This window comes from Streptococcus mitis, from assembly GCF_000960025.1.
GTDB classification, from domain to species: domain Bacteria; phylum Bacillota; class Bacilli; order Lactobacillales; family Streptococcaceae; genus Streptococcus; species Streptococcus mitis_DH.
Genome location: NZ_JYGQ01000001.1, coordinates 617,054 through 637,446, shown reverse-complemented (window position 1 = coordinate 637,446; position 20,393 = coordinate 617,054). Strand labels below are relative to the sequence as shown.

General features: G+C 39.7%; 19 protein-coding genes. All 19 read right to left on the bottom strand.

What is annotated here, in order from left to right:
- Window positions 1–116 precede the first annotated feature (116 nt).
- The 19 genes from TZ91_RS03320 to gyrA all read right to left on the bottom strand — a co-directional run bounded on the left by TZ91_RS03320 (window position 117) and on the right by gyrA (window position 20,223).
- The gene (locus TZ91_RS03320) at window positions 117–728 is read right to left on the bottom strand and encodes a hypothetical protein (protein WP_033686909.1); all 612 of its coding nucleotides are present in this window, start codon (window positions 726–728) and stop codon (window positions 117–119) included.
- 602 nt (window positions 729–1,330) lie between these two features.
- Entirely contained in the window at window positions 1,331–1,606 is a 276-nt protein-coding gene (locus TZ91_RS03310) for a hypothetical protein (RefSeq protein ID WP_033686913.1), read from the bottom strand.
- Window positions 1,607–1,852: 246 nt separating this feature from the next.
- Window positions 1,853–3,676: a translation elongation factor 4 gene (gene lepA / locus TZ91_RS03305; protein WP_001047207.1), complete on the bottom strand. Its 1,824-nt coding sequence runs from the start codon at window positions 3,674–3,676 to the stop codon at window positions 1,853–1,855.
- A gap of 78 nt (window positions 3,677–3,754) precedes the next feature.
- Window positions 3,755–4,483 (bottom strand): metallophosphoesterase family protein, encoded by a 729-nt coding sequence (locus TZ91_RS03300; RefSeq protein WP_000133350.1) that lies wholly within the window; start codon window positions 4,481–4,483, stop codon window positions 3,755–3,757.
- A 1-nt stretch (window position 4,484) separates the two neighbouring features.
- Window positions 4,485–6,152, bottom strand: a complete 1,668-nt coding sequence (gene recN / locus TZ91_RS03295; protein ID WP_000923588.1) for a DNA repair protein RecN — start codon at window positions 6,150–6,152, stop codon at window positions 4,485–4,487.
- A gap of 6 nt (window positions 6,153–6,158) precedes the next feature.
- Window positions 6,159–6,590, bottom strand: a complete 432-nt coding sequence (locus tag TZ91_RS03290) for an arginine repressor (RefSeq protein ID WP_020900686.1) — start codon at window positions 6,588–6,590, stop codon at window positions 6,159–6,161.
- The gene (locus TZ91_RS03285; RefSeq protein ID WP_033686914.1) at window positions 6,583–7,398 is read right to left on the bottom strand and encodes a TlyA family RNA methyltransferase; all 816 of its coding nucleotides are present in this window, start codon (window positions 7,396–7,398) and stop codon (window positions 6,583–6,585) included. Before TZ91_RS03285 ends, TZ91_RS03290 begins: the two co-directional genes overlap by 8 nt.
- Window positions 7,391–8,266 carry a polyprenyl synthetase family protein gene (locus TZ91_RS03280; RefSeq protein WP_033686916.1) on the bottom strand — a complete coding sequence of 292 codons (876 nt, stop codon included), beginning with the start codon at window positions 8,264–8,266 and terminating at the stop codon, window positions 7,391–7,393. Before TZ91_RS03280 ends, TZ91_RS03285 begins: the two co-directional genes overlap by 8 nt.
- Entirely contained in the window at window positions 8,263–8,475 is a 213-nt protein-coding gene (locus TZ91_RS03275; protein ID WP_000043225.1) for an exodeoxyribonuclease VII small subunit, read from the bottom strand. The genes TZ91_RS03280 and TZ91_RS03275 overlap by 4 nt, the downstream gene beginning before the upstream one ends.
- The gene (gene xseA, locus TZ91_RS03270; RefSeq protein ID WP_045597061.1) at window positions 8,453–9,793 is read right to left on the bottom strand and encodes an exodeoxyribonuclease VII large subunit; all 1,341 of its coding nucleotides are present in this window, start codon (window positions 9,791–9,793) and stop codon (window positions 8,453–8,455) included. The genes TZ91_RS03275 and xseA overlap by 23 nt, the downstream gene beginning before the upstream one ends.
- Window positions 9,794–9,920: 127 nt before the next feature.
- Window positions 9,921–10,559: a uridine kinase gene (gene udk, locus TZ91_RS03265; RefSeq protein ID WP_033686917.1), complete on the bottom strand. Its 639-nt coding sequence runs from the start codon at window positions 10,557–10,559 to the stop codon at window positions 9,921–9,923.
- Window positions 10,560–10,668: 109 nt separating this feature from the next.
- Window positions 10,669–11,547, bottom strand: a complete 879-nt coding sequence (truB, locus tag TZ91_RS03260) for a tRNA pseudouridine(55) synthase TruB (protein ID WP_033686918.1) — start codon at window positions 11,545–11,547, stop codon at window positions 10,669–10,671.
- A 63-nt stretch (window positions 11,548–11,610) separates the two neighbouring features.
- Window positions 11,611–12,420 carry a hypothetical protein gene (locus TZ91_RS03255; RefSeq protein ID WP_033686919.1) on the bottom strand — a complete coding sequence of 270 codons (810 nt, stop codon included), beginning with the start codon at window positions 12,418–12,420 and terminating at the stop codon, window positions 11,611–11,613.
- A gap of 9 nt (window positions 12,421–12,429) precedes the next feature.
- Window positions 12,430–13,248 carry a hypothetical protein gene (locus TZ91_RS03250; protein ID WP_033686921.1) on the bottom strand — a complete coding sequence of 273 codons (819 nt, stop codon included), beginning with the start codon at window positions 13,246–13,248 and terminating at the stop codon, window positions 12,430–12,432.
- A 25-nt stretch (window positions 13,249–13,273) separates the two neighbouring features.
- Entirely contained in the window at window positions 13,274–14,548 is a 1,275-nt protein-coding gene (locus tag TZ91_RS03245; RefSeq protein WP_033686922.1) for a DUF2130 domain-containing protein, read from the bottom strand.
- Window positions 14,549–14,643: 95 nt separating this feature from the next.
- On the bottom strand, window positions 14,644–15,924 hold the full coding sequence (locus tag TZ91_RS03240) for an O-acetylhomoserine aminocarboxypropyltransferase/cysteine synthase family protein (protein WP_033686924.1): 1,281 nt from the start codon (window positions 15,922–15,924) through the stop codon (window positions 14,644–14,646).
- Window positions 15,925–16,071: 147 nt separating this feature from the next.
- Window positions 16,072–16,869 carry a formate/nitrite transporter family protein gene (locus TZ91_RS03235; protein WP_020902891.1) on the bottom strand — a complete coding sequence of 266 codons (798 nt, stop codon included), beginning with the start codon at window positions 16,867–16,869 and terminating at the stop codon, window positions 16,072–16,074.
- A gap of 142 nt (window positions 16,870–17,011) precedes the next feature.
- Window positions 17,012–17,755, bottom strand: a complete 744-nt coding sequence (locus TZ91_RS03230) for a class A sortase (RefSeq protein WP_033686926.1) — start codon at window positions 17,753–17,755, stop codon at window positions 17,012–17,014.
- Window positions 17,755–20,223, bottom strand: coding sequence for a DNA gyrase subunit A (gene gyrA, locus TZ91_RS03225; protein ID WP_033686927.1), 2,469 nt, complete (start codon window positions 20,221–20,223; stop codon window positions 17,755–17,757). Before gyrA ends, TZ91_RS03230 begins: the two co-directional genes overlap by 1 nt.
- Between the last annotated feature and the right edge of the window lie 170 nt (window positions 20,224–20,393).

Genomic DNA, 20,393 nt, shown 5'->3' with positions numbered 1-20,393 from the left:
TTTGATTATTTTGTTTATTTTTTATCTTTATAAGCAAAACAAACATTTAAAACAAACATTTAAAACGGTTTTTAATGACTTAAACAAAAAACAGGATACCAATCCTGCTTTAATAATTATTTTTGAATTGTCCAACTCTCTTCAATCATGGGAAGTAGATTTTTTAATGTTTCTGGAGTCCCTTCTAAAGCAACATATCTGAACTTACCATCACTAGATTTAAAAATCCATGTAATGATGTATTTTCCAGACTTAGAAATTGCGTTAACTACATAGGCTTCATAACCTCCAATAGTTGACTTAGAACCCCATACTTTAGTGAATTCTGGATTACTTTCTTTTGAAGTAAAAATACTATCAGAAATACGAACTGTTTCAAGTTTTTGAAATTCATTATCAGAAATACCAAATTGTTCTGCTTTAAAAGTATTCAAGGTGACAATATTGACATCCGTACCGTCTGAATATTGAATATCATTGCCTCCCTGTACTTCATTGAACTTAATCCAAGACTTTGGTACTTTAACGAACCCATACTCATCAGAACCAATAACCTGTGTTTCTTCAGTCTTCTTATCAGAACTTGTAGTCGTCGGGGTAGACCCTTCCTGGCTACTTGAAGAACTAGTAATCACATTCGTGCTAGATTCTGTTTGACTCTTATTTGAACATGCCACTAACGTGACACTTGTAAGCAAAATAGATGCTAAAAGTAAAATTTTTTTCATAATAACCTCCATATGTTACTCTACCATAAATGGAGTTAATTTACAATTTTTAATAAAAACAAATAAAATATAAGAATTTTTCCAATTTTAGTTCAAACATTGGATTTGATAATATAGAATATACTCTTGATTATGAAAACTGACTAAGTCGTATCGAATATCTATCTATCCAATTATTGAATTCTATAATAACATTGAATCACTTTCCGAATATCCTTTTTCAACAAATATTTTAATATTCATTGTATTTGCTTGACTCAATCGTATATTCTTACTAAAAGTTAATAAATATAAATATATTGTCGTAAAAAACATAACAATTAAATTACCATATACATAAATATAAATAAGTAAAGAACTGGCAATAACCACATTTATAATTAGGAGAAGCCAATTTTTTAATTTAAAATTACTAAACTTTTCAACTACATGGTAATGACGAGAATTTTCTAATATAAAAATTTTATTAATCATCAGTTTTTGCTTATAAGAATAGCCCAAGCGAAATAATACTGATAATATAACAGGTAACGCAGAAAAGATAAAATACGTAAATCTATGAGATAAAACAAGATTAAATTTATTAAAGCCAATAAATTCTATTAAAAGAATGAAAAAATCACTATCATTATCGGTAGCATGAAAAATCTACCTAATTTTATATTTTTTGTTATATCTTCTCGCTTATCCTCAGATTGCTTTTTTATCTTATAAAATAAATCAAAATCAATCTTATAAATTTTATAAAAATAACCAAAACAAGTCGTAGATTCACAATCCAGTAACCCGTAACCATTATTTATTTCAATTAATAAAAATCGAGTAAAACCATATAACTTTTCAGTTTTAATTTGTTTTTCTTCTAATACTTTCATCATAAGTTAAAGGAATCGCCCCTTCTTTACTAACAATTATAGATCCAAGCGGTAAAATAGAATCATTATTCTAATTCATTTTCTGCCCCAGTTCTTTATCAATTTTATTTAAAATTTTCCTAGTCATAATAACTTTTAGTATTCCATATAACCTCCGTATTTTACTCTACCATAAATGGAGTTAAGTTACAATTTTTAACTAAAAATATAAAACTCTTGAATGTATTTCAAGAGTTTTATATAGAATCATTATTCTTCATCCATGCTCAAAACGCTTAGAAAGGCTTCTTGTGGAACTTCTACTGATCCAATAGCTTTCATACGTTTCTTACCAGCTTTTTGTTTTTCAAGCAGTTTACGCTTACGAGAAACATCACCACCATAACATTTAGCAAGTACGTTCTTACGAAGGGCCTTGATATCAGTACGAGCCACAATCTTGTGTCCAATAGCTGCTTGAATTGGAACCTCAAATTGTTGGCGAGGGATAATTTTCTTAAGTTTATCAACGATGAGTTTTCCACGTTCGTAGGCAAAGTCCTTGTGAACGATAAAGCTGAGGGCATCCACCTTGTCTCCATTGAGAAGGATGTCCATTTTGACCAGCTTAGATGGGCGATACTCTGACAATTCGTAGTCAAAGCTTGCATAACCACGTGTCGAAGACTTAAGTTTATCAAAGAAGTCAAAGACAATTTCAGCAAGAGGAATTTGATAGATAACATTGACACGGTTATCATCAATATAGTCCATAGTCACAAAGTCACCACGCTTGCGCTGAGCTAGCTCCATCACTGCTCCAACAAACTCTTGCGGTACCATGATTTGCGCCTTAACATATGGCTCCTCAATGGTCGCAATCTTAGTTGGGTCTGGAAACTCAGATGGGTTGGACACATCCATTGACTCACCGTCGGTCAAATTAACCTTATAAATAACAGACGGAGCTGTCATGATGAGGTCGATATTAAACTCACGTTCCAAACGCTCTTGGATAACATCCATATGGAGAAGTCCAAGGAAACCACAACGGAAACCAAATCCAAGTGCCTGAGATGTTTCTGGTTCAAACTGAAGACTAGCATCATTCAGTTGCAATTTTTCAAGCGCTTCACGTAGGTCATTGTACTTGTTTGACTCGATAGGATATAGCCCCGCAAAGACCATAGGATTCATCTGCTTGTAACCATGTAATGGCTCTGCAGCAGGATTGGTTGCCAAGGTAACGGTGTCCCCCACACGAGTATCTTGAACCGTCTTGATAGAAGCTGCAATATAACCAACGTCACCAGTCGCAAGGAAATCACGACCAACTGCTTTGGGTGTAAAGATACCGACTTCGGTCACATCAAAGGTCTTGCCATTGCTCATAAGCTGAATCTTATCGCCAGGTTTAACCACCCCATCCATGACACGCACTTGGAGGATAACCCCACGGTAGGCATCGTAAACCGAGTCGAAAATCAAGGCCTTAAGAGGCGCCGTCACATCACCTGTTGGAGCTGGCACTTTTTCTACGATTTGCTCGAGGATTTCTTCGATACCAATACCAGCTTTAGCTGATGCTAAGACTGCTTCGCTGGCATCTAGACCAATGACATCTTCAATCTCTGTGCGTACTCGTTCAGGGTCTGCAGCAGGCAGGTCAATTTTGTTAATGACTGGCATGATTTCCAAATCATTATCCAAGGCCAAATAAACGTTGGCAAGGGTTTGAGCCTCAATCCCTTGAGCAGCATCAACCACCAAAATCGCTCCCTCACAGGCAGCGAGCGAACGCGAAACTTCATAGGTAAAGTCTACGTGCCCCGGCGTGTCAATCAAGTGGAAAATATAAGTTTCCCCATCTTTTGCAGTGTAATTCAACTCGATGGCATTGAGTTTAATGGTAATCCCACGTTCTCGCTCTAGATCCATGCTGTCCAAAAGCTGGGCCTGCATTTCACGGCTTGAAACCGTCTCAGTTTTTTCCAAAATACGGTCTGCTAGAGTCGACTTTCCGTGGTCAATATGGGCGATAATAGAGAAGTTACGGATCTTCTCCTGTCGTTTTTTCAATTCTTCTAAGTTCATGATTCTCTTCCTTTCAGGGTATCTATTTATTATAAATTGTTTTTGACATTTTGACAAGACCATACCCTGCTAGGAGTACTAATCTTCAGCGACAAAGCCGTCATTTTCGATAAAGTGGTGTTCTGTCATTCCTTGGTCTGTAAAGACAATCCCATGAAGGACACCACCATAGACAGCTCCGCCGTCCATCCCAATCTTGCCATCTTCTGTAGTCCAAAGCTCAGCAGTACCTCGCTCTTGCTTTAACAAACCATAAACCGGTGTATGACCAAAGACAATAGTTTTCCCAGTATGATTTTCGGCTTCGTGGAATGGTTTTCTAAGCCATACTTTCTTGTAATCTGTGGTTTCATGCCAGTCATCCAAGGTCAAATCAATACCAGCATGTACAAAGATATACTTATCTGTCTCTACCACAAATGGCATTTGTCGAATAAATTCGACCAAGTCTGCTGCTTCAGTAGCAACACGCTTGGCATCTTCTACTCCGTCAACTGGGGCATCCAAGGGACGACCTAGGATAGAGTTAATAGTTGTATCTCCACCATTGCGACGATAATGGTCATAACTTTCTTCTGGGTCATCTAGCCAAGTCAAAAACATATACTCGTGATTTCCTGACAAACAGATTGCCCCTTGATTGTCCACTAAGTCCTTGACCATTTCAAGGACACGGCGACTATCTTCACCACGGTCAATCAAGTCCCCTAGAAAGAGCAACTGGGTCTGACCATCCCATGTTTTGAGAAGGTCTTCCAGCATCCCAGCTTTTCCGTGAACATCTCCAATTACATAATAGTCTGTCATCTTATTTCTCCTTGTTTCTCAACAATTCTCTGGCTTGCGTCAGGGCTGCTTCCGTCACATCATCACCTGCCAACATCTTAGCAACTTCTTCCACTCGCTCTTCAACCGTCAAGAGACGAACAGTCGAAACCGTTGAATGCTCATTGCTAATCTTCTCAATAAAAAATTGATAATCTGCAATCGCAATCACTTGTGGCAAGTGGGAGATAGCTAGAACCTGACCATGTTGGCCAATCTTGTGAATCTTCTGTGCAATAGCCTGAGCTACACGACCTGAAACTCCTGTATCCACTTCATCAAAGACAATACTTGTCTTGCCTTCTTTACGTGAAAAAGCAGACTTGATAGCTAGCATGAGACGGGATAATTCCCCACCGGACGCAACCTTGACCAAGGGTTTAAAGTCTTCGCCAGGGTTGGTTGAAATGTAAAACTCAACCATTTCATTGCCCTCACGACTGAATTTGCCCTTGCTAAAACGAACCTGAAACTGGGCTTTTTCCATATACAGGTCTTGCAGTTCTTGTTTAATCTCTGCTTCGAGCTGCTGGGCCAAATCATGACGAGCAGATGCAAGCTGACCTGCCAAATCAACAAGATTGACTTCCAATTTTTTAAGCTCTGCTTCCATGTCCTCAGACGAAAGGTTATTGCCTGTCAAGAGATTGTATTCTTCCGTAATCTTGGCAAAATAAAGCAAGACATCGTCTACAGTCCCACCATACTTGCGGGTAATAGTATGAAGGAGGTCCAAACGATTCTCAACCTGCATGAGACGATTGCCATCAAAATCAAGGTCCTCAATAATAGCTTCCAGACGCTTGCTAATGTCTTCTAAGACATAGTAGGTCTCAGATAGTGAGCTTGAAATTTCACGGTATTCAGGATCGTACTCTTCGACACTTTCCATGTCATTCATAGCTGAACGAACATTGGCTAGACTTGAAAAATCTTCATTGTCCAACATGCTGTAGGCATTGGTCAACGTATCCGCAATATTTTTATGGTTGAGGAGTTTCTCTCGCTCTTGATTGAGAACCAAATCTTCTCCAGCCTGCAAGTTTGCTGCCTCAATCTCTGCCATTTGAAATTCCAACATTTCAATACGAGCCTTGTGTTCCTGTTGGTTTTTCTTGACTTCCAGAACCTGCTTACGCATTTTACGGTAGGCATCAAAACTCGTTTGATAGGTTTCTTTCAAGGCCCAAAAGGCTGTATCACCAAATTCATCCAACATCTGGATATGCAGTTGGGGACGCATTAACTCTTCTTGGTCATGCTGACCATGTATATCCACCAGATGTTGGCCAATAGCACGCAAAACAGATAGATTGACCATCTGGCCATTGACACGGCTGATACTACGACCGTTTTGCAGAATTTCCCGACGGATGATAATTTCATCACCTAATTCTAAACCTTGCTCATCAAAAATTTCCTGTAAAAGGCGACTATTCTCAACTGAGAAAAGCCCCTCAATCTCTGCCTTTGGCGCACCATGACGAATAACATCTGTCGTCGCACGAGCTCCCAACATCATATTCATGGCATCAATGATAATCGACTTCCCTGCACCTGTTTCACCGGTCAGAACCGTCATCCCCTTTTCAAAATTGAGAGATATAGCCTCAATAATGGCAAAGTTTTTTATCGAAATTTCAAGTAACATATAGACCTACCAATTTTTTACTTGTTCAAAGATTTCCTCAGCTAGACTTTCACTTCTGGCAATGACTAAAATCGAGCTATCATCAGCTAAACAGCTAAAAATTTTGTCCGCAAAAGTCTCGATTAACTGAGCTTTCACAAAGGCTGTATTTCCTGGGATGACTTGGAGATTGATCATCTTGTCCATCAATTCTGCCGATTCGATATTGTCTTCAGCCAGTTGCAAACTTTTTACGATTGATTTTGGCAATTCATAGACATAGGTGTTGTCTCTCAAAGGAATTTTGACAATACCTAATTCTTTGATATCTCGAGATACCGTCGCTTGAGTGGCAGTGATTCCTGCCTCTTTCAAATGTTCTACAATTTCTTCTTGTGTACCGATTTGATAATCTGTCACAAATCGTCTAATTTTTTCAAGTCTCTCTTTTTTATTCATTTTTAAATTGACTATGCGCCCTCTCTACTACTTCTTCAATCTCAGCAAGAACCTGATTGCTTGCTGACTCTTCTTTTTTCAAATACGCTAAAAACTCAATATTTCCATGCCCACCTTGGATGGGAGAAAAGTCCAATCCAAGGACTGAAAAGCCTTCCTCTACTGCCATAGCTGTGACAGATTCAAGGACATTCTGATGAACCTTGGCATCTCGAATAATTCCATTTTTCCCAATCTGCTCACGACCTGCCTCAAACTGGGGCTTAACCAAAGCCACAACCTGACCTTGATCAGCCAACACACGATGCAAGGCTGGTAAGATCAGACTAAGGGAAATGAAACTTACATCAATACTGGCAAAACTTGGTTCCTGCTCAAAGTCAGTCCTTTCAGCATAGCGGAAATTAAACTGCTCCATGCTGACAACTCTCGGGTCCTGGCGTAGTTTCCAAGCCAACTGATTGGTACCAACATCGACTGCAAAGACCAACTCAGCACCATTTTGCAACATGACATCGGTAAAACCACCAGTAGAAGCACCGATATCAATTGTGGTCGCTCCATCAACTGACAAATCAAAGACTTGCAAGGCCTTTTCTAATTTCAAGCCACCACGGCTGACATATTTGAGCTTTTCACCCTTGAGTTTCAGCTCGGTGTCATCTGGAATTTTCTCTCCTGGCTTGTCAAAGCGTTCTCCATTAAGGACTGCTACGACTAGACCAGCCATCACACCGCGCTTAGCCTGTTCTCGCGTTTCAAACAAGCCCTGTTTATAAGCTAGTACATCCACTCTTTCCTTAGCCATTGATTCTCAAACTTTCTACTACACATACAATCGACTCTGTTTCAAAGGGAATCTGCTGGGCAATTTCTTCTAATTTGGCATTAGCTTGATCCAAAGTCTGATTACAAAAGGCAATAGCCTCTTCCAAGCCCAACAAGGCTGGATAGGTTGATTTTTCTGCCTGTAGATCCTTTTGTGGTGTCTTGCCGATTTCCTCAAAACTAGCTGTCACATCCAGTACATCGTCTCGAACTTGAAAAGCAAGTCCAATCAATTCCCCAATAGTTTTCAGCTTTGCCTGCATTTCAGGTGCCAATTCGGCTATAATAGCAGCTGCTTGGAAGGGATAAGCTAGTAGTTTTCCAGTCTTATTAGCATGAATAGTCTGGAGTTCTTCCAAAGACAAATGCTGGTGTTCACCCTCCATGTCCAAAACCTGCCCTGCCACCATACCCAGACTACCTGAAGCAAGGGATAAGTTGGCAATCAAGTCTACCTTAATCTGACTTGGCAAATCTGCCTGCGCTATCAAGGCATAGGGATCTAGGAACAAAGCATCTCCAGCCAAAATCGCCATAGCTTCACCGAATTTCTTATGGTTGGTCAAACGCCCTCGACGGTAATCATCATCATCCATAGCTGGAAGATCATCATGAATCAAACTCCCTGTATGAATCATTTCCAAGGCTGCAGCCACCTGTGCATGTGCCGGTTTAATAGCGACCTGCAAGGCTTCCAAAACTTCTAACAAGAGAAAAGGTCGAATACGCTTGCCACCAGCATGAATGGAATAGAGAACAGACTCTCGCAAACTAGAGGCAAACTGCTGGTCTCCATAAAAGTCTTCCAAAGCCGACTGGACAAGAGCTAATTTTTCTTGTTTTTTCATTCAAAATCACTTTCTGTTCCGTCTTCTTGCATAACCTTAACCAAGGTCTTTTCAGCCTTGTCCAGCGTCGCTTGGAGCTCTTTTGACAAGAGCATGCCCTTTTGAAAGGCCGCAATCGCATCTTCTAGAGCTATTTCACCATTTTCCAAACTTTGGACAATAGTCTCCAGTTCTGCTAGATTTTCCTCAAATTTCTTTTGTTTTGACATCTTTAACCTCTAATTCTACTTGACCATCTCGCATCAAAAGCGTCACTTGGTCTTTTTTCTTCAAACTCTCAACCGAATCCACAACTGACTCTTCTTTTTTGACAATAGCATAACCACGCGCCACGATTCGACTGGTATCCAACATGAGCAAAGCTTCTGAAAGACGCTTGACTTCAGCAACCTTGGCATCATAAACCAAAGCCATTTGGCTACGGAGGAGCTTATCCAACTGGCCTAGACGGTCTTGATAACGTTGAATTTTGGTAACAGGTGATAATTGTACCAGTCGATGCGTCCTTGCTTGTACTGTCTGTTTGTTATCAGAAATCCGTGTTCGCAAACTTTGTTTTAAGCGCAGTTGCAGTTGATCCAAGCGTTGCATATAGCCATCATACAAACGTTCTGGCTGTCTAAAGATGACTGACTGACTACATTTTTTTAAAGATTCTTGTTTCTTCGATAGGACATTTCGGACTGCTGTTGCCATCCGTTTTTCCTGATTTTGCAAATGAGCTAATAGATCCAACTTGGTCACAGGTGTTGCTAGTTCAGCTGCAGCTGTTGGCGTCGCAGCGCGGCGATCTGCCACAAAATCTGCCAAGGTCACATCCGTCTCATGCCCCACACTAGAGATAACTGGTAAACGAGATTCAAAAATCGCTCGTACCACGATTTCTTCGTTAAAGGCCCAAAGATCCTCGATAGAACCTCCACCACGACCAATAATCAGCAAATCCAAATCGTCCCGTTGATTGGCACGCGCAATATTTCGAGCAATTTCTTCTGCTGCTCCATCTCCTTGAACCTTAGTCGGATAAAGAAGGATATCTACACCTGGAAAGCGCCTGCTGACGGTCGTGATAATATCTCGAATAACGGCTCCACTGCGACTGGTTACTACACCAATTCTCTTAGAAAATTGGGGCAGAGGTTGCTTGAAGCGTTCTTGAAACAGGCCTTCTTCTGTCAATTTTTTCTTGAGTTGTTCAAACTGAATCGCAAGCGCCCCAACCCCATCAGGCTCAGCCTTTTCAATGATGATGGAGTAGCTACCACTTGGTTCGTAGACCTGTACACGCCCAATCACATTGATTTTCATCCCTTCTTCCAGGTCGAAGCCTAATTTCTGATAAATCCCAGACCAGATGGTCGCTTGAATAACTGCATGATCATCTTTTAGGGAGAAATATTGGTGAGTAGGTCGTTTACGAAAGTTGGAAACTTGACCAGTTAAATAGACCCGTTCCAAGTAAGGGTCTTTATCGAATTTCATTTTCAGATACTTGGTCAAAGTTGTTACCGATAAATACTTTTCCATCTCCACCTACTATTCATTTTCTTGCTCTTTCATGGGTATTATTATACCAAAAATATGCCTAAAAATCTCCATTTATGTACCATTATGAGAGAAAAATAGAAAAAGGAGGCAAGGCCTCCACATCTGATTATTTGCTGTTTCGAGCTTCTTCCAAAATCTTTGCAATCTTGGTCGTCAAAAGATCGATAGCCACGGTATTGCTGACTCCCTCAGGAATGACGATATCAGCATAACGCTTAGTTGGCTCGATAAACTGATGGTACATAGGTTTGACTACGCCTAAATACTGGTCAATAACGCTATCAAGGCTACGACCACGCTCCTCCATATCACGCTTGATACGACGAATAATTCGCACATCATCGTCTGTATCCACAAAAATCTTGATATTCATCAAGTCGCGCAGGCGCTTGTCCTCCAAGACCAAAATGCCCTCAACGATAAAGACATCTTGAGGCTCCTGACGATAAGTCTTGCTACTCCGTGTATGCTCTGTATAGTCATAAGTCGGGATGTCCACCGGACGTCCTGCCAACAATTCCTTAATCTGTTCAATCATTAAGTCTGTATCAAAGGCAAAAGGATGGTCGTAGTTGGTTTTGACACGCTCTTCAAAGGTCAAATGAGACTGATCCTTGTAGTATGAATCATGCTCAATCATGGAAATCTTTTCATCAGGAAAATGCGATAAAATGGCTCTTGAAACACTGGTCTTACCTCCACCAGAACCACCTGTCACTCCGATAATGATTGGTCTATTTTGCATGCTATCCTCCGTTTTTTTATCCGTCGTCTATTCTATCACATTTTTTGCAAAATTTATAGTCTGATTTGGATAGTCTAGGGGAAACAACACTCCCTACACCTCAGTTAGACTAGCTAAAAACCTTCCTTGGCTTGTAGAGATTGTCCCGTTTTTCTAGAATGGCTAGCAATTTATCATCTTCAAAGGCAGCTAATTCTTGTTCTGTTTGTTCGAGTTCTATAAAACGACCAAAGCGTACTTCTGTAGCCTCTTCTGGAGTTAGTAAAACTTTGACGAGGTCTCCTGTCCCAATCTCTAGAGGATGGAGAAAGTCCAGTTGACCAATCTCCACTCTTTCAGCAATTTCTTCCAAGGTAAGAGCGTCTTCTAGCTGTAAACCAGCTGCACTAGTTCGAGTCAGATGTGACATATGAGCCGCATAACCAAGCTTGTCTCCTAAGTCAACCGATAAGGTACGGATATAAGTCCCCTTGCTACATTTTACACGAAAAGTAAAGCGTGCAAGATGACCCTCATAAGAAATCGGACTTGTCCGCTCAAATTGATAAATGGTCACCTGACGTTCTGGACGCTCCACTTCCTGACCAGCACGCGCATACTCATAGAGCTTACGACCATTGACCTTGACAGCTGAATACATAGGCGGAATCTGACTAATAGGTCCAGTCAGATTCGTAATCGCTTCATCAATAAGCTTTTCATCCAAGGGCGACAGAACGGGTGTCTCTGCGACCACTTCCCCACTAGCATCCTCTGTCGTCGTTGAATAGCCAAGAGTGATTTCCCCCTCATAGACCTTGCCCTCGTCCTGCATAAACTCGACCATGCGGGTTGCCTTGCCAACTGCAATAGGCAAAACACCCACCACATCCGGATCCAAGGTCCCACCATGACCAATTTTCTTTGTTCCCAAAATCTTACGCAGTTTAAAAACCGCATCATGCGAGGTCATCCCCGCTTCTTTTTTTAAGTTGATAATACCATTCATATTTGCTTTCTAATTCCCTTTTCACTTTACATCAACATATTCTATCTTAGACAGATTTTAAAACTATATCAGCTCATTTTCTAAATACTTCCTAGCTTCCTGAACACAAAAGAGCTCTGGATTTTCATGGGCGATACTTTCAAACAAACTACGGGCACGGGCTTCATCTCCTTTTAATTGGGCATTGAGAGCTCCGTAATACGAAAACATGATTCGAGCTAGATTACTTTCTGGTTCAGTGGTGTCGAAGTAGTCGTTCACTTCTTTATTGAACACAATATCTTTTATGGCTTGAGTTTGAGCAACGAGTTTAACTTTTCCTCCTTTATAATCTGGCGCCTTGGACAATTGTTCCTCAAAGAAAGCAATATCTTGCGCATCTTGAAGATGAATGGAAACTTTTAATAATTCATAGGTTGATATTAAAAATGTATAGCCTCTTAGTCTACCCCAAATTTTTTTCAAATCATATTTGGACATATTTTCCTTGGCTGATTGAAAATCTCCTTTTAGATAAGCCACTTGACCTTGGATAAATTGGTAATACTCACGATATGTTGCCCTAAAAATCTTAATGGATTTCTCAGATTGAACCCTGTACATGTCTACATAGAGCTTAAGATTAATAGCATCGTTTAACATTAGATAAATAACTTTGTTTAGGACAAAACGTAGGTATAAAACTAGAGTAAGAATAAGTAATACTACTACTAATAATATTACTCCCCACTTTTTGGTATCACTTTGGAAAACTAAAAAAACAGCCATCACATCCAAAACAAGTCCAATAATTGAGCAAATTAGAATAGTCCTATCAAGTTGTAGAAGAGTGTTTTCTGTCGCTGAACCAACTATTTTTTTTACTAATTTCATATATTACTCTCATTTCACTAATTCTAAATATTTCTTCGCTTCCTGAACATAGAAAAGCTCTGGATTTTCATGGACGATACTTTCAAACAAACTACGGGCACGATCTTCATCTCCTTTTAGCTGGGCATTGAGAGCTCCGTAATAAGAGAACATGATTCGAGCTAATTTATTTTCTGGTTCAGTGGTGTCGAAGTAGTCGTTTGATTTTTTATTGCAATAGATATCAACAATAGCCTTTAAACTCAAAATTTCTTCCTGATATTTTAAAATTTGCGATTGAACATTACTTGTTAGTTCTTCAATTTCTACTATTAATTCTTGCAATTCTAAACAATCATTCAAATGAACCAAGTTTAGGATGCTATAATACTTGATATGAAATATATAGTAGAGATTTTTGGATTTTTTTAGATTACTATTTTTTATTTTATTCAGCAATTCTAAACTATCTTGGAAGTATCCTCTATAAAAGGATACTCTTGCATTTGCCAAATATTTTGGAAGAATCTGAACATTTCTATTTAAAGAATTTGCATCAGCTCTAGCAACTATATCCTGATACTTTGTTAAATTGATATCTTCAAATAAAATATCAATTAAAGCCTTATCAAGTAATAGTTTAGATAGAAGAATAAACAATATAAGAAGGACAAGAAATACTGTTAATAGCTTTGTATAAACAGTCGATGAATGGTTAAAAATATAGACATAAACCATTACTGTTGAAAACACTAAAAAATACAGCAAATATTTAAATATAATTTTAAGAAAAATTAATTCTATTTTATCAGCTGACCATGTTCTAATAATTTCTATAGCTCTTTTCATATAAATTCCTGTTTCTAAGGTAATACTACTCCCCCTTCAATGCTTCAAACTTCGCTTTCATAGTTGGATTTTTCCGAGTCAATTTTTTGACCGAAACATCTTCCAATTTATTGTTTGCGAGGCGAAGTTGGTTTTCGGATGTGGTTAGGAACTTCTTGACCTCTTCCATGCGTTTGATGGCCTTGTCGATTTCATCGATGGCTTTGCCAAAGTTAGTCGAAGCCGAATTATAGTTCTTAGCAAAAGCTAGCTTAAAGGCATCCAAGTCCTCTTCAAAATGAGTGATGTCAATATTTTGCTCCCGAACCAAAGCCAACTCCTGCTTATATTTTAGGGAATTAAGCGCCGCATTTCGCAAGAGCCCAATCAACTGGATAAAGAATTGAGGACGAACCACATACATCTTTTCATACTCGTGACTAACGTCAACAATCCCTGTGTTAAAGTAGTCATTATCGGCCTCAAGCATAGACACCAAAACCGCATATTCACAGTTCTTCTCCCGACGGTCCTCGTCCAATTCCTTATAAAAATCTGTATTCTTGTGCTTCTTCTCTGTTCCATCTGCTTCATTTTTCATCTCAAACATGATGGAAATGATTTCAACACCATTTTCATCACTCTCACGGAAGATAAAGTCACCCTTAGACCCACGCGCTGAAATCTTGTTATCCTTCTCAAAGTAAGCATTTGGAAAGGCGAAACTACGGACCTTGTTAAACTCACTTTCCGCATACTGTTCCAGACTTTCCCCAATTGCTTTTGTGGATTGTTGGGCTTTGAAATTCTTGTAAAATTCGACTTGTTCACTGGCTGCTTTAAGCTGGGCTTCATAGTTTTGTTTAACAGAAGCCAAAGACAGCTCATTTTCCTTTTCTTGCAAGAGGAGCTGATTTTGGACTTGATCACGTTCTTTTTCTAAGTCGGAGAGGGTCTTCTGTAGTTGATTTTCATGCTCCAAACGCAAGGTGGCCAATTGGTTTTCCAAGGCCTGCACTTCCTTGTCTTTTGCTAATAAAGCCTGATGGCTTGTCTGTTCAACCTCTTTCTTGGCCAGTTCTTTTTCTGTATCAAAGTTTTGGATTTGACTCTGTAATTGCGCAATTTCTTGGTCTTTTTGAGCTAGTTTAGACTGTTGTTCATTCATGGCCTTTTGCTCAGCCAAGGCCAGTTCCTGCTTCATCCGATCATGTAGTTCCTTATCAAACTCTGCCGTTCTCACTTGGGATAAAAGTTCAGCATACTGGCTCTCATTTACTGTAAAGACTTCCCCACAGTTGGGACATTTGATTTCGTTCATATCGTTCCTCTTTCTAGACTTCTTTAACCATTATATCATGCCTGAAGGAAAATCAAAAACAGCGAGTCGAAACCCACTGTTTATCTTCTTTTACTTTAAATTTTCTCCAAGGCCAATCGCAAGTCTTCAATCAAATCCTCTACATTTTCAAGTCCGATTGACAAACGAATTTGGTTTGGTGTGACACCTGCTGCTTCTAGGTCTTTTTCTGACAATTGACCGTGAGTGGTTGTTGCTGGATGGACAACAAGAGATTTAGCATCTGCCACGTTTGCTAGGTCAGAGAAGATTTCTAAATGATCAATTACCTTGCGTGCTTCTGCCTCTCCCCCTTTGACATGGAAGGTAAAGATTGAACCCACACCTTTTGGTAAATATTTCTCAGCCAAGGCATGATAAGGACTATCTGCCAATTTTGGATAGTTGACTTTTTCTACCTTAGGATGATTTACAAGAAAATCAACAATTTTCTCAGCATTTTGCACATGGCGTTCCACACGAAGAGAAAGGGTTTCCAGTCCTTGAAGCAAGAGGAAGGCATTAAATGGTGACAAGGCTGCACCTGTATCACGAAGCAATTGAACACGGACAGCGATAATAAAGGCTGCTGCCCCCACATCGCGAGTATAGCTCAAGTTGTGATAACTTGGATCCTCGTCAACAAATTGAGGGAATTTCCCTGAAGCTGCCCAGTCAAAACGACCGCTATCGACAATCACTCCACCAATAGTCGTACCATGCCCACCGATAAACTTAGTCGCAGAGTGAATAGCAATATCGACACCGTGAGAAAAGACGTTAATCAAATAAGGTGTAGCAAAAGTATTGTCAGAAACAAGAGGAATCTGATACTTATGCGTAATCTCAGCCAATTTTTCCAAATCAGGAATGTTTATCAAGGGATTCCCCAAGGTTTCAATCAAGACAAGCTTGGTATTGTCTTTGATCGCTGCTTCTACTTCCTCCAAATTATCCACATCGACAAAGGTTGTTGTGATACCATAACGAGGAAGGGTTTCTTTCAAAAGATTGAAGGTTCCACCGTAAATAGTTGATGCTGCAACTACATGGTCACCAGCGTGGGCAAGTGCCAAAATCGTATAAGTCACTGCGGACATACCTGATGCAGTTGCAAGAGCTCCGACACCACCTTCAAGGGCAGCAATTCTTTCTTCAAAGGCAGCTGTTGTAGGATTGGTAATACGAGTATAAATGTTCCCTGGTTTTCTCAAGGCAAACAAATCGGCACCTTCCTGCGTATCATCAAAAACAAAGGATGTTGTTTGATAAATCGGCACTGCACGAGACTTGGTAGCTGGATCCACAACTTGACCAGCATGTAGTTGCAAAGTTTCAAATTTAAAATCACGAGTCATAGGGCGACCTCCTAATAGTTTGATTAAAGATATTGTAGCACCTTAAGGTATAGTTTACCAATATTAGTTTTCTATATTTTGATATAACAAATAGCTATTACTCTATTTTAAAAATGAAAAAAGCACGACTCAATCGTGCTCATTTTCTTAATCTACATAAGTATCTTCATTTTTATTGAGGAAGGCATATGGAAGACCCATCAAGAGGCCTCCTCCGATAAAGTTTCCGATGAAGGTTACACCCCAGTGGCGAAGCATATTTCCAATACCGAAGTTGGCAATTGAGTCAGCAGCAACACTGAATTTTACAATCGCGAAAGAAGCAAAGTTCGCAGCAATGTGCTCGTTTGTTAAGAATACAAACATGTAAATCGCTGATAAAACGAGCCATAGTTTAGCACCACCATCTTTGACCAAAACAAATGAAAGAATCGCAATATTTACGAAAATATTTGCCAAAATCGCCTCAAGCAAGATTAATTCATTTGAACGGCCTAACTTCATCTCAACAACCCCTGAGATGAAACTATCGTGTGTCAGATGTGCATAAGCTGCCGAATGGGCAAAGCCCCAACCTGCTATCAAAGCCCCGATAAGGTTGAACAAGGTACAGTAAAGTAAAATCTCAGCTGTTTTTCTCCAAGAGATTTTTTTCAAGAAACTACCCGCAGTCAAGAACATCATGTTTGATGTTACCAACTCGGCATTCAAGAAAACAATGTAGGCCAAGCCCCAAGCAAAGACAAAGGGGAAGAGGAAACGTCCACTACCTGGTGCAATTTTATTAATCAAGTCAGCCCCAACTGCACCAGCAGCTGTACTGAAGGTTAAAAAGGCACCTGCGAACATCGAACGAATCGCATACTTAAATTTGCTTTGACTATAAAGACTTTCTTTTTTCTTGCAAGCAAATTCAATCTTTGAGATAAATTCTGAAGAAACCATAACAAACTCCTAAAATTTTTTTACCTGATAATTATATCACAAACTTTAGAATTAAGGAAACGTTTTCTGTATTTCATAACAGTTTATTTTGAAATTCAATCTATAAAAAATCAGTAAAACCTAAGATTTTACTGATTTATCTTTAATAACGTTGTTTATATGGTTGATTGAAAGCTGTTAGAATTTCTTCAGGGGTTTGTGAATAGTCTTTTGTATCTTTCAGGTCACCTTTTACGATAATACGTTCTGTCGCATCATAGTCAACACAGGTTACAAGTGTGATTTCATCAACTCCGGTACGGTCATCAATCTCATCAACGCGATCTGGAGTCACATGCTTCACTTCACGGATTTCATAGGTATAAACTTTATCCTTATCAGTAAGATAAATTTTCATCCCATTTTTAGCGCGTGATAATGGAGAAAAGAGCATTTGGCTGGCGTTTTCCGCCGTGAAGATGTGATGGCTCGCAAGGGTATAGTTTCCTTTCCCCATCACTTGATCACGCTTCATTGTACCGGCTCCATAGAAGAGATTGACATTATCAAGCCCTTTAAAAATAGGCAAGTTAATTTCTACCTCAGGGACAGCAATTCCACCGATAACTGGCAATTTTTGCGAATCCCATTGTGAGGACAAGACAGCTTCTGACGAGATGGCTTTTACGGAATCAAAGTCAAAATTCCCTTCTGTATCTTGATTTTCTTCCAATTTTTCTTTTGATACCTGGCTGACTTGGTATTTATTGGTATTCCAAACCATGAACATATCACGAATTTTTGAATTGAAAATCAAAGCTATTGACAAGATGATTAAGAATCCTGCCAAGATATTGATTAGTAAATTTTTACGGTTTGTTTTCTTTTTATTCTTTTTATGAGACATTATGCTTCACCTTCTGTTTCGTTTTCTGTCCCAACTTCTTCTTTTTCTTCAGCTGCAACCGTAGTAAAGGTTACAATTTTAGCATCTTGATCTAGGCGCATCACTTTAACTCCCATAGTTGAGCGACCTGTTTGTGAAATATTGTCAACATTGGTTCGAATCATGACACCAGTATCAGTGATAATCATCAAATCTTCATCGCCTTTAACGGTCATAAGACCAGCAAGAGAACCGTTCTTTTCTGTAATCTTAGCGGTTTGCATCCCTTTACCACCACGACCTTTAGTTGGATATTCGGTCGCAACTGTGCGCTTACCATAGCCCTTTTCTGTGATGATAAGAACCTCGTCCTGGTCTGTAATCACACTAGCACCAACAACTGTGTCTCCGTCACGAAGGTTAACACCTTTCACACCAGTGGCGATACGACTCATACCACGAACGGCTGATTGATTAAAGCGAACTGAATAACCAAACTTTGTACCAATGATAATATCCGTGTCCTCTTCTGTCAGCAAGACATTAATCAACTCATCTTCATCCTTGAGGTTCAAAGCCTTGAGTCCATTCTGACGAATATTAGCAAATTCCTTAACGCTAGTTCTCTTCACAATACCATGACGGGTTGTGAAGAAGAGATAAGCATCATCACTACGTTCAGACTCAACATTGATGATGGTCTGGATACTTTCACCTTCATCTAATTTCAAAAGATTGACGATTGGCAAGCCCTTAGCTGTACGACCATACTCAGGAATTTCATAGCCTTTCAGGCGATAGACACGTCCTTTATTTGTAAAGAAGAGTAGGTGATCATGGGTGCTGGTTGACACTAACTCACGAACAAAATCGTCATCCTTAACGCCTGTCCCTTGGACACCACGACCACCACGTTTTTGAGCAGTGAATTCTCCTTGATCCAAACGTTTGATGTAGCCTTTGTTAGAAAGTGTAATTAAGACATCCGATTCTTCAATCAAATCTTCATCTTCAAGAGTCAAGACTTCTCCCACCATCAACTCTGTACGACGATTATCTCCAAACTTACGCTTAACTTCATCCAATTCATCTTTAATGATTTGAGAAACACGCTCTGGTTTTGCAAGAATATCTGCCAAATCCGCAATCAAAGCCAAGAGGTCATCATACTCAGACTGAATCTTATCACGTTCCAAACCTGTCAAACGACGAAGACGCATATCAAGAATGGCTTGACTTTGACGTTCAGAAAGCTTAAACTTGCTCATCAACTCAGCTTGTGCTTCAGCATCCGTTTCACTAGCGCGGATGATACGAATCACTTCATCAATATGGTCTAGCGCAATCAAGAGACCTTCTAAGATATGAGCACGCGCTTCTGCTTTTTCCTTATCAAAACGAGTACGACGAACAACCACTTCTTTTTGGTGCTCGATATAAGCATCCAAAATCTGACGAAGGGACAAAATCTTTGGTACCCCATTTTGGATTGCAAGCATATTAAAACCAAAGTTGGTTTGCATCTGGGTCATCTTGAAGAGGTTGTTGAGGATAACATTGGCTGAGGCATCACGCTTGACTTCAATAACAAATCGAACACCTTCACGGTTTGACTCATCACGGACTGCTGTAATCCCCTCAATACGTTTTTCCTGAACCAAACGAACAATATGCTCATGCACCTTTGTTTTATTGACCATATAAGGAAATTCTGTTACAACAATACGCTCACGGCCAGTTTTAGTTTCTTCAATTTCAGTACGTGAACGGAGGACAATCGATCCTTTACCTGTTTCATAAGCCTTATGAATACCTGATTTCCCCATAACAAGAGCACCAGTTGGAAAATCTGGCCCTGGCAAGACTTCCATCAAGTCCTTAGTAGTCACTTCAGGATTGTCCATAACCAACTTCACTGCATCAATGGTTTCACCAAGGTTATGAGGTGGAATATTGGTTGCCATCCCAACAGCAATACCAGTTGCTCCATTAACCAAAAGATTAGGAAAGCGCGCTGGCAAGACCAAGGGTTCACGTTCATTGGCATCATAGTTATCAACGAAGTCAACTGTATTTTTGTTAATATCACGAAGCATCTCCAGAGCAATCTTGCTCATACGTGCCTCAGTGTAACGCTGGGCGGCAGCACCATCACCATCCATGGAACCAAAGTTCCCATGACCATCTACAAGCATGTAACGATAGCTCCACCATTGAGCCATACGGACCATGGCTTCATAGATAGAGGAATCCCCGTGTGGGTGATATTTACCCATGACATCCCCTGTAATACGAGCAGATTTTTTATGAGGTTTGTCTGGAGTAACACCCAGTTCATTCATTCCGTAGAGAATCCGACGGTGGACGGGTTTCAAGCCATCTCGAACATCAGGAAGAGCCCGCGCTACGATAACACTCATAGCGTAGTCAATAAAGCTCGTCTTCATCTCCTTTGTCAGATTGACATTCACTAAATTTCTATCCTGCATTAATAAATGCCTCATTTCACTATTAGTAATTAACTATATTATACCATAATGTCCGCTATATTTCAGGTATCTAAAACCACTAAAACGTTTACATCAAGAACTGAAATGTATATCCGTGACAAAGCTTTTCAAAAGTGATAAAATTGAAATAACTGGGGAAATCCCTGAAT